The organism is Marinobacter adhaerens HP15 (genome assembly GCF_000166295.1).
GTDB lineage: Bacteria > Pseudomonadota > Gammaproteobacteria > Pseudomonadales > Oleiphilaceae > Marinobacter > Marinobacter adhaerens.
In genome coordinates, this window is sequence record NC_017506.1 from 2,819,836 (window position 1) to 2,832,996 (window position 13,161).

At 58.4% G+C, this 13,161-nt stretch carries 14 protein-coding genes; 8 read left to right on the forward strand and 6 right to left on the reverse strand.

Translation table 11 applies throughout. The annotated features are described in order from the left end of the window. Positions 1–8 precede the first annotated feature (8 nt). The 4 genes from HP15_RS13270 to HP15_RS13285 form a co-directional block, all read right to left on the reverse strand. Entirely contained in the window at positions 9–896 is an 888-nt protein-coding gene (locus HP15_RS13270; RefSeq protein ID WP_014577944.1) for a DMT family transporter, read from the reverse strand. A gap of 103 nt (positions 897–999) precedes the next feature. Beyond that, positions 1,000–3,195 carry a hypothetical protein gene (locus HP15_RS13275; RefSeq protein WP_014577945.1) on the reverse strand — a complete coding sequence of 732 codons (2,196 nt, stop codon included), beginning with the start codon at positions 3,193–3,195 and terminating at the stop codon, positions 1,000–1,002. Continuing rightward, the gene (locus HP15_RS13280; RefSeq protein WP_014577946.1) at positions 3,192–3,926 is read right to left on the reverse strand and encodes a TVP38/TMEM64 family protein; all 735 of its coding nucleotides are present in this window, start codon (positions 3,924–3,926) and stop codon (positions 3,192–3,194) included. The genes HP15_RS13275 and HP15_RS13280 overlap by 4 nt, the downstream gene beginning before the upstream one ends. Positions 3,927–3,985: 59 nt before the next feature. Continuing rightward, complete coding sequence (locus HP15_RS13285; protein WP_008173849.1) at positions 3,986–4,225, reverse strand: TIGR02647 family protein; 240 nt, start codon at positions 4,223–4,225, stop codon at positions 3,986–3,988. A gap of 55 nt (positions 4,226–4,280) precedes the next feature. Here HP15_RS13285 and HP15_RS13290 point away from each other — a divergent pair, with 55 nt between their 5' ends. Both HP15_RS13290 and HP15_RS13295 read left to right on the forward strand, forming a co-directional pair. Further along, complete coding sequence (locus tag HP15_RS13290; protein ID WP_014577947.1) at positions 4,281–4,979, forward strand: pseudouridine synthase; 699 nt, start codon at positions 4,281–4,283, stop codon at positions 4,977–4,979. A gap of 77 nt (positions 4,980–5,056) precedes the next feature. Continuing rightward, a complete protein-coding gene (locus HP15_RS13295) occupies positions 5,057–6,406 on the forward strand; it encodes a dicarboxylate/amino acid:cation symporter (protein WP_041645455.1) in 1,350 nt (449 codons plus the stop codon). 35 nt (positions 6,407–6,441) lie between these two features. Here the strand turns inward: HP15_RS13295 and HP15_RS13300 are convergent, their stop codons facing one another. Continuing rightward, positions 6,442–6,918 carry a hypothetical protein gene (locus HP15_RS13300; RefSeq protein ID WP_014577949.1) on the reverse strand — a complete coding sequence of 159 codons (477 nt, stop codon included), beginning with the start codon at positions 6,916–6,918 and terminating at the stop codon, positions 6,442–6,444. Positions 6,919–6,996: 78 nt separating this feature from the next. Further along, complete coding sequence (locus tag HP15_RS13305; RefSeq protein ID WP_014577950.1) at positions 6,997–7,521, reverse strand: shikimate kinase; 525 nt, start codon at positions 7,519–7,521, stop codon at positions 6,997–6,999. 179 nt (positions 7,522–7,700) lie between these two features. Between HP15_RS13305 and HP15_RS13310 the strand changes: the two genes are divergently transcribed. The 6 genes from HP15_RS13310 to HP15_RS13335 all read left to right on the forward strand — a co-directional run bounded on the left by HP15_RS13310 (position 7,701) and on the right by HP15_RS13335 (position 13,143). Continuing rightward, positions 7,701–8,402, forward strand: a complete 702-nt coding sequence (locus HP15_RS13310; protein WP_014577951.1) for a lytic transglycosylase domain-containing protein — start codon at positions 7,701–7,703, stop codon at positions 8,400–8,402. Positions 8,403–8,425: 23 nt separating this feature from the next. Continuing rightward, positions 8,426–9,358 (forward strand): LysR family transcriptional regulator, encoded by a 933-nt coding sequence (locus HP15_RS13315; RefSeq protein WP_014577952.1) that lies wholly within the window; start codon positions 8,426–8,428, stop codon positions 9,356–9,358. 68 nt (positions 9,359–9,426) lie between these two features. Next, the gene (locus HP15_RS13320; RefSeq protein ID WP_014577953.1) at positions 9,427–10,242 is read left to right on the forward strand and encodes a putative hydro-lyase; all 816 of its coding nucleotides are present in this window, start codon (positions 9,427–9,429) and stop codon (positions 10,240–10,242) included. Between the two features lie 51 nt (positions 10,243–10,293). Then, positions 10,294–11,259 (forward strand): TRAP transporter substrate-binding protein, encoded by a 966-nt coding sequence (locus tag HP15_RS13325; RefSeq protein ID WP_014577954.1) that lies wholly within the window; start codon positions 10,294–10,296, stop codon positions 11,257–11,259. 58 nt (positions 11,260–11,317) lie between these two features. Next, a complete protein-coding gene (locus HP15_RS13330; protein WP_014577955.1) occupies positions 11,318–11,836 on the forward strand; it encodes a TRAP transporter small permease in 519 nt (172 codons plus the stop codon). Next, positions 11,836–13,143: a TRAP transporter large permease gene (locus HP15_RS13335; RefSeq protein ID WP_014577956.1), complete on the forward strand. Its 1,308-nt coding sequence runs from the start codon at positions 11,836–11,838 to the stop codon at positions 13,141–13,143. Before HP15_RS13330 ends, HP15_RS13335 begins: the two co-directional genes overlap by 1 nt. Positions 13,144–13,161 lie beyond the last annotated feature (18 nt).

Here is a 13,161-nt window from a genome sequence, read left to right on the forward strand (position 1 = left end):
CACCCTTCCTAGGCTGGTTTTTTCTGGGTGGCAACCAGAGCCACACCAACGATAGCGATGAGCCCGCCTGTCATTGCCAGTCCTCCAAGGCGCTCATCGAACAGCAGATACGCTTCCAGCGCGGTAACCGGAGGCACCAGGTAGAACAGGCTGGCCACCTGGGAAGCAGCACCCTGGCGTATCAGCCACATCAGAAGAAGGACGGCGCCGGTGGATAACCCAATCACAAGCCAGGCCATGGACAACTGCAACTGCAGGCTCCACTCAACCTCGCGGGTTTCGAGGGCGAAGGCTCCAATGGCAAACAGGGCGGCCGCTGCCGCAAATTGGATCAGCGTGCCGGCCACCAGATCCGCGCTGGCGCCGAAGCGCTTCTGGTAGACCGTGCCCATGGAAATTCCAGCGAGGGCAAAACCCGCCCAAAGCAGGCTCCAGGGAGAAAAGCCGGAGGCCTGACCACTCATACCGAACTTCTCGAGGAGGACAAGCGCGACACCGACCAGCCCCAGTATAAGTCCAATCCACTGACGTCCGCTGACTGTTTCCTTGAGGATTGCCACCGCCGCCGCAGCCGTCACCAGGGGTTGCAGCCCCACAATCAGGGAAACAATTCCGGACGCCATGCCATCCTGAATCGCGTAGTAGACACCGCCCAGATAGCAGCCATGCACCAACATCCCGGTAACCGCAAGGTGTCCGGCACCTCGCCAGCCCGGCCAGCGGGTTTTCATGACCCAGGCCAGGGCTCCAAGCACCACCAGTGTCAGCAGCATGCGGATCAGCAGCAGCGTAAACGGCTCCGCAAAGGGCAGACCGTACTTGGCGCCGATAAAACCAGTACTCCACAGCCAGACGAACAGCGCGGGCACGAAAAACGAGTAAAACAGTGAGCGCATGAAACTCAACCGGATTCGATGTATTTGTCAGTCAGCTTACTTTATAAGTTAGCAGGCAAACAAAACAGATACAGAAATCCGGTTTCGTGACCAGTACAGTTTGTCAGGCACGGGTCTCCGGCAGCCTTACTTCGATAGCCGGCTCGGAATCGTGCCAGTTACCCTCCCAGGTGACTTCGGGTGCTGCGCCCGGCCGGGGCGTAATGGTGACGGACACGGATCCGAAACTGGTCGGTGCCGGCCCGAAGCGGATTGGTTTGTCCTGCTCCAGCCACCGTGGAGGGATACCAGCTCCGAGAATGAGACGATCTCCCTCCTCCCGGACAAAGCAGTTGCGGACCATCAACACCCACTCGGCCGACGCCCAGACATGGTGACCATCGCCCATACAGCCGCCCTCGGTCGCCGGATGAATGGCTTCCGGCCATTGCCCGGTGGGCGATGCCAGGCCAGCCACCGCATCCACCAGATCCAGGAATCGAGCATCGCCCGCACGCAGGAGGACCTGAGCCACGTGCAGGGTGAGGTAGGCGTTAAGACCCGAGTGAATCATGTCCTGATAGAACGCCCCTTTCACAAAGCATTTTTCGAGGAGGAATTCGGCACAGTCCAGCAACCTGGGATCATCCGGCTCACACAGCTGGGTCGGATAACCCATCGCCAGTGAGCCAATGGCGCCCGCATCCAGACGGCGATAGGGCGAGGCCGGCATTCCCGGTCGCTTGAGTCGCTGCTCGCAGGTTGCCAGACTGCGATCCACCGTCTGGCTGAACTCTTGGGCACCGGCGCCAAAATGCTCGCTGGTTTCCCGGTCAATCGGGGCAAACAGTGATTCGGCGGCCTTCAGGCCGGCGATGCCCCAGAAGTCGTCCCAGTAGTAATAATCATTGGGCCCCAGGTGTTCGGCGCTGAATCCGGCGGGCAAAAGGCCAGCGTGAGGCCCTTCGATATTTTCACTCAGGCGTTTATTCTCGATCCAGCGAGCGCCCTTGCGCACCGGCTCTTGCCACTCCCGGTGCAGAGGTCGACCAGTAAGCTCATGGAACCGCCTCAGAATCCAGAGCACTTCTCCATTGGCATCCCATTCCCCTTCCTGCGAGCGGAAATAGCCGTTTTTCAGTTGCCGCGCCGGGAACTGGTAGAGCGCCCGCTCAGCGCGATCTGTCAGACCTGCACAGAGCAAGGCATGGATAATGAACGCGGCATCGCGAAACCAGAAACGCTTGTAGGTATAGGGCCCGGGGTACACATCTTCCGGAGAGTGCAGCACCAGGGAATTCAGGGCGGCGTCATAGAGGAACTGCCAGTTTTCGTCGGGGCACTCCAGGCGGGCATGGCCATGAAGGGCGGCCGCCCAGCCGTCAGAGCGAATGACTGGCGCCGACTCATCCTGCAGCGGCACTCTGAGCCTGAGCTCCGACTCCTCACCTGCTTCGACCCGGAACAGGGCCGCTGCGGTGACCATGCCGACGTCGCACTGCCCTTCGCTCTGGTCTTCCTTGTCCTGCAAGTGAATCCGAACATCACCCTCGCGATAGTTCGACACATGATGACGCTCTGCCGGGCGACTGAAAAACACCGCCTGCTTGCCATCTACGGTCCAGGCGTCTCTCTGCTCGGACAGCCGGACCTTGTTGATAAAGCTGATTCCTTCAGGATTGGCGGGGCGCAAGGATATGACCAGAGAGCCGGAAGTCTCGGCCCGGGCCTTCACGACCATTTCGCAAACCGCCCGGCCGTTTTCGACTACCACCCGGGAACGACTGGTCAGGGCCAGCCCGTCCAGTTCGGACTCTGTGACCACGCAGGGACCACCCTCAAGTTCCTGGCGTTGCCGGGCCGTCTTGCAACGTGAAAGCAGAAGGCATCGGCCATCGTCCGCCAGCAGCCACGCATCCAGTGACCAGCCGTCATGGAACGGTGTCAGCAACCCCCGGGGATCCACCACGGGCAATTCATCCACATCCGGCTGTCCGATGGCCGTCCAGTTACGGTTACTGAGATTGATGTGGGTAATCGAAAATGCCCGGGGAATGAAGGCAATGTCTTCGGGGTCGAACTGGCGCTCCACCCAGTATGGCCAGACCCAATCAAGGTTGTGCTGGATGACCCGACTGTTGATCAGCCCCCGCGCATGGAAAACCACGCCGGCCCTGAGCAGTTCGATGGGCTCGCCGACTTCCGAAGGCTGGGCAAAACTGTGAAGTTTCCCGAGCAGCGCGATCGGATCCAGGAAACCATGGCGGTGGGCCACGCGTTTTACCAGGTAACGCCAGGGCAGCCACTTCATCCAGCTCATTCGTTTGCCTCCTGTTCTGTTGGCTCAGTCTCGACCTTGTAACGGGCGAGTGCCCGCCGGGCGAGACGATTGAGAAACACCACGGCCAGTACCGTGCCTACGAAACCGGCACCGTAAATGGCCCACTCCAGGGGTGAACGGCCGGTTTCCCGCACACCCAGAGTTGACAGGTCGGCGGCAAGTGAGCCGAGATACACGTTGTGCAGGGAAAAGGGAATCACGCCGAAAAAGGTGCCGACAACGAAACCGCCAAACGAGAAATTGGTGAGACCGAACAGATAATTGGACAGCTTGCCGGGGAAGAAAGGGATCAGGCGGGTCAGCAGTACAATTTTCCAGCCGTGAGGCGCCATTTCGTTGCTGACGACAGACAATCGCGCGCGGCTGCGAATGTACACTCGGGCGTGCTCACCCAGAAAATGCCTGGCAACCAGAAAGGCAATGGCCGAACCCACAGTAGTGCCCACAACCACGTAGGCTGTGCCTTCCAGCACGCCGAACACGAAACCCGCTCCGGTGGTCAACAACACCCCTGGCAGAAGCAGCACCATGGCCAGCACCATGATGCCGACAAACAGGAGAGCCGCCCAGGCCCCCTGGGTATCAAACCAGCGCAGAAGCTCGACGACCTGCTGATGCACACCGAAGGCGTAAAGCAGACCGACTATCAGCCCAACGGCGGCAATGCTCCCGCCCATCCAGAGGACGGGCGACTTCTTCCAGTTGCTCATGGCCTCACCCTAACGCGGGAGGGCACCGGGTCTCAAAGGCCGGACAGGTCATCCGCGCTTTATGAGCTACTGAGAATCGACTGGAGTTTCTGGGTCAGATCGACTGCCTCTGCCCCCAACGGCGTGAGATAGCCGCCATCTTTCTGGCTGATCAGCCCCTTGGCATGAAGGTTTTCGGCGGCCTTCACCGTTTCCGGAGCCGCCGAATGGGCATGAACCTTGAGCCCTTCCTGAGTCGAGGTGGACGGAAATTGGCCCAGCAAATTGAGTTCGGCAAGGTGATCAACAGAGAATGGCATGGCATTTCCTCGTATTATTATCGGGGGTTTACATTCAGCATAGCCGATTCACACCATGAAGCTTTCACGAATTCTCAGCAACCGGAATGACATCAGTCGCCGTCAGGCCAATTTTCTGATTGCTTCCGGTCGGGTGGCCGTAAATGACGTCACCTGCCGCGATGCTGCTGCCGAGGTGGATCGGTTTTCATGCGTACGGATGGACGGCGATATCATTCAAGAGGCTGAAGCCTGCCATCACCTCATGCTCCACAAACCTGCAGGTTTTCTGAGTGCAACGCTCGACGACACCCATCGGACCGTGATGGAGCTGATCTCGCCAGAACTGCGCGAGGATCTGCACATTGCCGGACGACTCGACCGCGCCAGCACGGGCCTGCTGATTCTCACCAATGATGGCCGCTGGTCACGCCAGCTCACCGAGCCCCGAATCAAGATCCCGAAAGTCTACCGGGTCAGCACAGCCTATCCGATTTCTCCAGAGACCCCTCATCGATTCGCGGAGGGCATCTGGTTTGAGTTCGAGCAACTCACCACCTCACCTGCTGACCTGGATCTTCTGAGCCCCTGTGAAGCCAGAGTGACCATTTACGAGGGCCGCTACCATCAGGTAAAGCGCATGTTCCATGCCGTCGGTAATCGCGTAACAGCCCTGCACCGGGAACAAATGGGGAATATCCGGTTGGACGACGACTTGGCGGCCGGCGAATACCGCTCCCTGACTGCCGAAGAAATCAACCTGATGCCGGATTGATCTGCCTCACAAACGCAGAGCCAGCATGGGCTATGCTTGCAGGATAGCTCCAACAGAAACAGGGAAGATTCAAGGCAATGCCAAACCAGACGAGCGATTTTTACCCACGGCCACTGCGTCATCTCAGCAGCTACCTCTCGGGGCTGGTGCAGGGAAAGCTCTGGCTGAAGGTGCTCATTGGCATGTTCCTCGGGTTGATTACAGGCACGCTCCTGGGACCGTCGGTGGGACTCGTGGAACCGGAAACCGGGACGTTGATCGGTAACTGGCTGGCTTTCCCGGGGCAACTCTTCCTCGCCACCATCCAGATGATCGTAATCCCCCTGGTAATTGCCTCGGTGGTTCGCGGGCTCGCCGCCGGTGAAGACCTTGAACAGTTGCGAAAGCTCGGCCTGAGGGTAACCGGCTTTTTCGTAATCACGACGGCCATGGCAGCATCGATAGGTCTCTGGATCGGCGACCTGATCAACCCCGGCAGAATGATGGCAGGGCTCGGCACTCCCGTTGCAGCCGGGGAAAACAGTGTGCCTGTTGCCTCCATGCCGGGTGTGGATGAACTGCCCAAGACCCTGATCGGGCTGCTACCGGGCAACCCGCTCGATGCCATGGTTGAAGGCCAGATGCTCCAGGTGGTGATCTTCTCCATCATTGTCGGCATTGCCCTGGTGAGCATGGCCCCGGAAAAATCCAGGCCCATGCTGGACCTGCTCGATTCCCTCCAGCAAATCTGCATGACGGTCGTACGCTGGGCAATGCGCCTTGCCCCCATTGCCGTGTTCGGCCTGATGGCCCAACTCACAACCACCCTGGGATTCCGGGCAATGCTGGGCATGGCATCCTACGTTGCAACCGTCATTGCGGGCTTGCTGGTACTTCTGGGCGTTTACATGCTGATCCTGAAGCTGCTCGCCGGCCAATCCCCCGTCCGGTTCCTGAAAGACACCCGGGATGTGCTGTTGCTGGCCTTTTCCACATCCAGCTCGGCGGCCGTCATGCCGCTTTCCATAAGAACCGCCGAAGACAAGCTCGGTGTCCGGCCGTCGGTTTCCCAGTTCGTGATTCCCCTGGGCGCCACCATCAACATGAACGGCACGGCTCTCTACCAGGCCGTTGCTACCATCTTTCTGGCACAGGTCTACGGCATTGATCTCAGCATGGGCAGTATGGCGCTCGTGGTCGCCATGGCTGTGGGCGCGTCCATCGGCTCTCCCGCCACGCCCGGGGTAGGCATCGTGATCCTTGCCATGGTGCTGCAAACCGTGGGCATTCCTCCCAGCGGCATCGCACTGATCATGGGTGTGGATCGAATCCTGGATATGTGCCGGACGGCCATCAACGTGACGGGCGATCTGGTGACCTGCAGACTGATGGAGAATCTGGCGGGAAAGAGACTGCCGCCCGAACCAGTACCGGAAGAAACGTCTTGATCGGGCGGAGGTGACTTGGCCAGCGCTGGGCCAGGTCAGATGCTGTCGGAGCGCTTTTCCGAGTCCTGCAACTCCTCCTCGGTGCTGTTCCATTGCTCTGAAAGCGCTTCATAGGCATCGGAGAATCCCTTTCGAGCCTTCTCCCAGGCAGATGCCGAGCTGTCTTTCAGTTCCTGATACCAGTTTTGAACACGCGCCCTCTGTTCCCGCAACGACTCGAGGCTCTTCTGGGACCGCTCTCGGGCGGTATCGCTCATATCGTCCCAGTTTTTCGAAAGTTGTTGCTCAAGCTCCTGGATGCGTTTATCCAGGGCCGACAATGTTTTGTTGATCGAATCCTCGGCCTGCTCTTTCTGATCAGAACCATACTCCTGAAGCGCCTCACCCAACTCACGGGTTTCCTGCTTAAGCGACTCCACGGAAGAATCCTCGGGTGATGTTTCAGCCAGAGCCGTTCCTGAAAACAGTCCGGCAAAAACGATCGCAAGTGCGTAAGTCCAGTTCTTCATCATTAAGTCCTCCCAACACATCATGGGACTGTAGCAGCGAGGTCTGTCTGGATGCACCTTAACTTGAGCTAATACTGGAGTTCAGTGTTGCGGAGAAATAAGGCTCTCTACCACCGCCTCACAGACCTGATCCTGATTGAGACCCTCCCCTTTCACCGTCACGTCCGCATACCGGGAATACAGTTCAAAACGCTCTTCGAACAGGGCGTCCAAAGATTGATCCGGCCTCCGGGAAATGCCCCGCATGCAGTGATCGCCGATTCGCTCGATAACCAGTTCAAGCGGGATGTCGAGAAACACCACGGTGCCGTTGCTCTTGAGGTGCTCCATAGCCCGGGCGCTGTAGACCGCGCTGCCTCCCGTGCTGATCACCTTGTGCCGGACATCCAGCTTGAGAAGCACCTGTTCTTCTATTCGACGCAGGGCTTCGTAGCCATCCTGGTCTACAATTGCCTGGAGAGTACGATCGGCTTCTTCCTGAATGAGCAAATCGGTATCGACAAACCCGAGGCCCAGGTGCTTGGCCAGCAGCACACCCACCGTGCTCTTGCCACTGCCGGGCATGCCGATGAGAACGAGGTTGCGTGTGTCGGTCGGGTTAACCATGATGCTTTAGAGGGACCTCTCCATAGAATGAGAACTGGCCGGCATTAAACGCAGAACGTAACATTTTTACGACACAGCGCGCGCTTTATTCCGACCCGCAAGCCCGTATAATTCAGCCAACGGCGGTTTTCAGAGAATACCTGAAGCCGGCCACAGACGGCATCTTTCGCGAGTGAGTAATGAACATCGGCAGATCTCTTCTGATCCCATCCATCGCAGCTCTTGTGCTTGCCCTGTCCGCATCCGCCCTGGCGGACGGCATCAAGCGTATCGTGCACCCGGATGGCACCGTCGAATTCACCAACGTGAAAAGTGCCAGCCAGCCCAGAGCCTCCAGCGGTAACGACACCGTCTACCGCTATACGGATGACAACGGCGTGGTTGCCTACAGCAGTATTCAGCCGGCTGCTGCCGAGTTCGACGTTATCCGTTTCCACTGCTACGCCTGCGACCCTGAATCCAGCGTCGACTGGCGCAAAACGCCGCTGTTCACCAAACCCTTCAATTCAGAAATCCAGACCGCGGCACAGGAGTTCGGGGTTGATCCCGCGCTGGTCCGCGCTGTGATTCACGCCGAATCGGCATTCAATGAAAAAGCCCTCTCACCGGTGGGAGCCCAGGGGCTGATGCAACTCATGCCCGGCACGGCTGAAGAACTGGGTGTACGGAACGCGTTGGCGGCTGCCGAGAATATCCGTGGCGGGGTGCATTATCTGGCCAAGATGCTCGACCGGTTCAATGGTGACATCCGGCTGGCCACCGCCGCCTACAACGCGGGGCCTGGCGCCGTCAGTCGATACCAGGGGGTACCGCCCTACGCCGAAACAAAGGCCTATGTCGAAAGGGTTGGCATCCTCCACGAGCGCTACGCCGCTCTGTAGGCCCCTCAGAGGTCCAATAACCAATGAATTTCAAGCGTCTGGAGACCTTCATCTGGGTTGCAACGCTTGGCAGCTTCCGCAAGGCCGCCGAGCACCAGCACACCACCCAGCCAGCCATTTCAAACCGAATTGCCGCGCTTGAAGATGAGCTTGGCGTCAGGCTGTTCGAGCGGGAATCCGGGCACAGCAAGCTGACGAGCAAGGGGCAGGAGCTACTGCCCTATGCCGAGAAAATTGTCTTCATGGCCCAGCAGCTGCGCAAGCGCGCAGACCGGGGGGCCTCGCTCTCCGGCATTCTCAGGCTCGGGGTTTCCGAAACGATTGTGCACTCCTGGCTGCCGCGTTTTTTCCGGGAACTGCACGAAACGGCCCCCAACCTGGATGTGGAAATTACCGTGGATGTCTCCGGCAACCTCCGATCCGGTTTGCTGGACCGGAGCCTCGATCTGGCCTTCCTGATGGGGCCCGTATCTGAGCCGAAAATTGAAAACCGCGCGCTTTGCAGTTTCCCACTGATCTGGGTCGCCAGTCCCGAGCTCAACCTCCCGGATCGGCTCCTGGCTCTCAAGGAGCTGGCCGAATGGCCCATCATTACTTATGCCAGGAACACCAAACCCTTTGCTGAAATCAGCCAGAAATTCAGCGAGATGGACGAACTCCCTGCCCGTTTCTATTCCTCAAGTTCGCTGGCAGCCTGCCGGCAATTGACCCTGGATGGCATTGGTATCTCTACGCTTCCGCTGAGCGTGATCAAGCATGAACTGGAAAGCGGTCGTCTGGTCCAGCTCAATACCTCGTGGACGCCCTCCGAGCTCGCCTTCACCGCGTCTTATTCCGGTGCCCCTTTCAACCCGATTGCCGAACTGGCAGCAAACCTTGGCGTGATGGTTTCTGACGAATACGACCGGACAACACATCACGAAAACTTATCGCCAGACCTAAAAAACGATAATTAGACTTTTTCACCAGCCGGTATACCCTGAAAATTAGTTGTAAAAAACAATTTCAATCAGGGGTTACCGTCATGCACACCGGTGCGTATTCCGATTTCAAGAACAACCTGCTTGATCAGGCCTCAGAATTACGCGCTCGCATTCGTTCGGGCGCCCACACAGCGCCTACAAGTGGCCTGGCCAACAGCCTCTTGCAGGGGAACGTGGTCATCCTGCCGTCCGAATGGGCCGGGGATTTTCTCCTATACTGTCAGAATAACCCGGTTTCCTGTCCCCTGATCGGCATGTCTCAACCCGGGGACCCGACCCTTCCCGACCTTGGACACGATCTGGATATCCGGACCGATGTGCCTGAATACCAGGTTTTCCGGAATGGCGAGCGAGCAGAGACAGCCACAGACCTCAAGAGCCTCTGGCGGGACGACCTGGTGACCTTTGTCCTGGGCTGTTCATTCTCGTTTGAGGATGCCTTGATCAGGGCCGGGCTCTCGGTGCGGAACGTGGACGAGGGACGGAACGTTTCAATGTTCCGCTCGAATATCGCTACCCGGCCCGCCGGCCCGTTCAGTGGCAACATGGTGGTCTCCATGCGCCCGTTCAATGGTGCGGATGCAATCCGCGCGATACAGATTACGACCCGCCTGCCAAAGGCCCACGGTGCACCGGTTCATATCGGCGATCCGGCGCTCATTGGCATCCAGGACGTTAACCAGCCTGATTTTGGAGATCCGGTAACGATCAGGCCGGGCGAGCTTCCGCTGTTCTGGGCCTGCGGGGTTACCCCGCAACTGGCCCTCGAGAACGCGCGCCTGCCTTTCGCAATAACCCATGTACCGGGAAAAATGCTGCTTACCGAGCGGCTGAATGAAGAACTGGCGGTACTCTGAAGCCGCCGTTCAACTGAAACGATAAAAAAACAGAAACACGGGAGATTCGTTATGTTCAAAAAACTCGCCACAGCCACCCTGGTTACCGGGGCGCTGCTGACTTCATCCGTCCAGGCTCAGCAATGGCACATGCCAACGCCTTACGGCGATGCCAACCTGCCTACCCAGATTGCCTACGGTTTTGCCGAGGACATTAAAAACGGCACCGATGGTGACCTCACCATCACCGTTCATTCCGGTGCCTCCCTGGTCAAGCACCCGGAAATTCCCCGGGCAGTAAGAACCGGTCAGGTGCAGCTGGGTGAAATCTTCATCGGCATCATGGGCAACACCCATCCGGTGTTCAAACACGACAACATTCCGTTCCTGGCAACCAGCTTCGAAGATGCCAAAAGACTCTGGGAAGCCGCCAAGCCCCAGATCGAAAAGCAGCTGGACAAGGAAGGCATGACCCTGCTTTACACCGTGCCATGGCCCGCCCAGAGCCTGTATACCAAAGCCCCGGTCAACACCCTGGAAGACCTGCAAGGCCTGAAGATGCGGGCTTACAGCCCTTCCACTTCGCGTCTCGCTGACCTGATGAACACAACCCCGACAACGGTTCAGGTGCCCGAGATCCCGCAGGCGTTCAGCACCGGCATTATCGATGCCATGATCACCTCACCGTCGACAGGCGCCAACGGGCAGGCCTGGGATTACCTTTCCCACTACACCGATATCAAGGCCTGGATTCCCAAGAACGTTGTGGTCGTCAACAAGCGTGCTTTCCGTCGCCTGAGCGATGAACAGCGCCAGGTGATCCTGGATGCGGCCGCTGCTGCCGAGGCCAAAGGCTGGGAAGGCGTTCGCAAGACCGCCGCGGAAGACACCGCCACTCTGGCGGAAAATGGCATCACGGTCTCCGAACCGTCTGATGAACTGATGGCCGAACTCCAGAAGATCGGCGACATCATGGTGGAAGAGTGGAAACAGGAAGCACCGGAAGAAGTCGGCGCTATCCTCTCCAACTACCGCTAAAAGTTCACTCAACGGAAGCCTCCCGAGTATCGGGAGGCTGTTCCGGGAGGCATCCGTTATGAACTCTCTTCGAGAGAAATTTTATCTGGCATCCGGCTACGCTGCTGGTTTCTGCATCGCCCTGATCATGGTCGTCATCCTGGCGCAGATCGTCGGCCGCCTGTTCGGCTTTATCATTCCATCAGCGGAAGACGTGTCCGGCTGGGCGCTTGCAGCCTCCACCTTCTTCGGTCTTGCCTACACCTTTCATAACGGCGGCCATATCCGGGTCACCCTGGTTATCCAGAAGTGGTCGGCACGGCCGAGATTCTGGCAGGAGCTGGTCGTACTTATTTTCGGGTTCGCACTCGCCTGCTATATGACATTCTATTGCTGGCACATGGTCTGGGAATCCTACATTTTCGAGGAGGTCTCCCACGGCTATATTCCCGTTCCCATCTGGATCCCGCAGGTTCCGGTTGCACTGGGGATGACCGCACTCAACATTGCCATCCTGGACGATCTGGTTGCTGTGATTCGCAAGCGCACACCGTCCTATCAGCAGCATGAAGACGAGCTGAACCTGGAGGACGTGTAATGGATATCGCGTTTCTCTCCATTGTACTGGCCGTGGCGATGATCCTGATGCTCGCGGTGGGCGTGTGGGTGTCTCTGACGCTGGTTGGCATTGGCGTTCTGGGCCTGCTGCTCTCAGGCAACGATCAGATCGGCCTGTTGTTCGCCACGTCGAGCTGGGGCGCAAGCACCAGTTGGTCCCTGACGGCCCTGCCCATGTTCATCTGGATGGGCGAGGTTCTTTTTCGTACCCGACTTTCCGAGGATCTGTTCAAGGGGCTGGCGCCCTGGATGGGCGGACTGCCCGGCAAGCTCCTCCATGTGAATATTCTGAGCTGTGGCATTTTTGCGGCAGTTTCCGGCTCCTCGGCTGCCACGGCCGCAACCATTGGCCGAATGACCCTGCCGGAACTGAAGGCCCAGGGTTACAGCGACAAGATGGCGGTAGGCACGCTGGCCGGCTCCGGCACGCTGGGGCTGTTGATTCCACCCTCCATTATTCTGATTGTTTATGGCGTGGCCGCGGAAGTTTCCATTGGCCGCCTGTTTATTGCCGGTGCTCTGCCCGGCCTGATGCTGGTTGCCATGTTCATGGGCTACACCATGATCTGGGCCAAGCTCAACAAAGATCAGCTGCCAACCACCAAAAAGGAAAACCTGGCGTTCTCGGTCAAGATCAAGGCCCTGAAGATGCTGCTCCCGATCGTCGGCCTGATCATTTTCGTACTCGGTTCTATCTATACCGGTTTTGCCACGCCAACCGAAGCCGCTGCACTGGGCGTGTTCGGCGCGCTGATCATCGCGGCCGCAACCGGTTCACTCAGCATCCAGAGTTTCAAGGACAGCCTGTTGGGCGCTGTGAAAAGCTCCTGCATGATCGGCCTGATTCTCGTCGGTGCCCACTTTCTGACCCTGGCCATGGGCTTCCTGGGTATTCCGCGGGAACTGGCCGCCTGGATCGGCAGCATGTCCCTGTCACCGTTCGAACTCCTGGTTGGCCTGACAGTACTGTTCGTCCTCCTCGGCTGTTTCCTGGACGGGATTTCGGTTGTGGTTCTGACCGTGGCGGTTGTCATGCCGATGGTTCAGCAGGCCGGCATCGACTTGCTCTGGTTCGGGATCTTTATTGTGCTGGTGGTAGAGATGGCACAGATTACGCCCCCGGTGGGCTTCAACCTGTTTGTCATCCAGGCTCTGACAGGTAAAGACATACTGTACGTGGCCCGGGCAGCCCTGCCGTTCTTCCTGCTGATCATGGCAGCACTTTTCCTGATCGGCTGGTTCCCTGAGATTGTCACCTACCTGCCCCAGACCATGAGCCAGGGATAATGCAGGACACAACGTTTT

Bases quoted from the DNA above. Each gene is read 5' to 3' on its own strand.
- HP15_RS13270 (WP_014577944.1), bottom strand. From the start codon at position 896: ATGCGCTCACTGTTTTACTCGTTTTTCGTGCCCGCGCTGTTCGTCTGG.
- HP15_RS13275 (WP_014577945.1), bottom strand. From the start codon at position 3,195: ATGAGCTGGATGAAGTGGCTGCCCTGGCGTTACCTGGTAAAACGCGTG.
- HP15_RS13280 (WP_014577946.1), bottom strand. From the start codon at position 3,926: ATGAGCAACTGGAAGAAGTCGCCCGTCCTCTGGATGGGCGGGAGCATT.
- HP15_RS13285 (WP_008173849.1), bottom strand. From the start codon at position 4,225: ATGCCATTCTCTGTTGATCACCTTGCCGAACTCAATTTGCTGGGCCAA.
- HP15_RS13290 (WP_014577947.1), top strand. From the start codon at position 4,281: ATGAAGCTTTCACGAATTCTCAGCAACCGGAATGACATCAGTCGCCGT.
- HP15_RS13295 (WP_041645455.1), top strand. From the start codon at position 5,057: ATGCCAAACCAGACGAGCGATTTTTACCCACGGCCACTGCGTCATCTC.
- HP15_RS13300 (WP_014577949.1), bottom strand. From the start codon at position 6,918: ATGATGAAGAACTGGACTTACGCACTTGCGATCGTTTTTGCCGGACTG.
- HP15_RS13305 (WP_014577950.1), bottom strand. From the start codon at position 7,521: ATGGTTAACCCGACCGACACACGCAACCTCGTTCTCATCGGCATGCCC.
- HP15_RS13310 (WP_014577951.1), top strand. From the start codon at position 7,701: ATGAACATCGGCAGATCTCTTCTGATCCCATCCATCGCAGCTCTTGTG.
- HP15_RS13315 (WP_014577952.1), top strand. From the start codon at position 8,426: ATGAATTTCAAGCGTCTGGAGACCTTCATCTGGGTTGCAACGCTTGGC.
- HP15_RS13320 (WP_014577953.1), top strand. From the start codon at position 9,427: ATGCACACCGGTGCGTATTCCGATTTCAAGAACAACCTGCTTGATCAG.
- HP15_RS13325 (WP_014577954.1), top strand. From the start codon at position 10,294: ATGTTCAAAAAACTCGCCACAGCCACCCTGGTTACCGGGGCGCTGCTG.
- HP15_RS13330 (WP_014577955.1), top strand. From the start codon at position 11,318: ATGAACTCTCTTCGAGAGAAATTTTATCTGGCATCCGGCTACGCTGCT.
- HP15_RS13335 (WP_014577956.1), top strand. From the start codon at position 11,836: ATGGATATCGCGTTTCTCTCCATTGTACTGGCCGTGGCGATGATCCTG.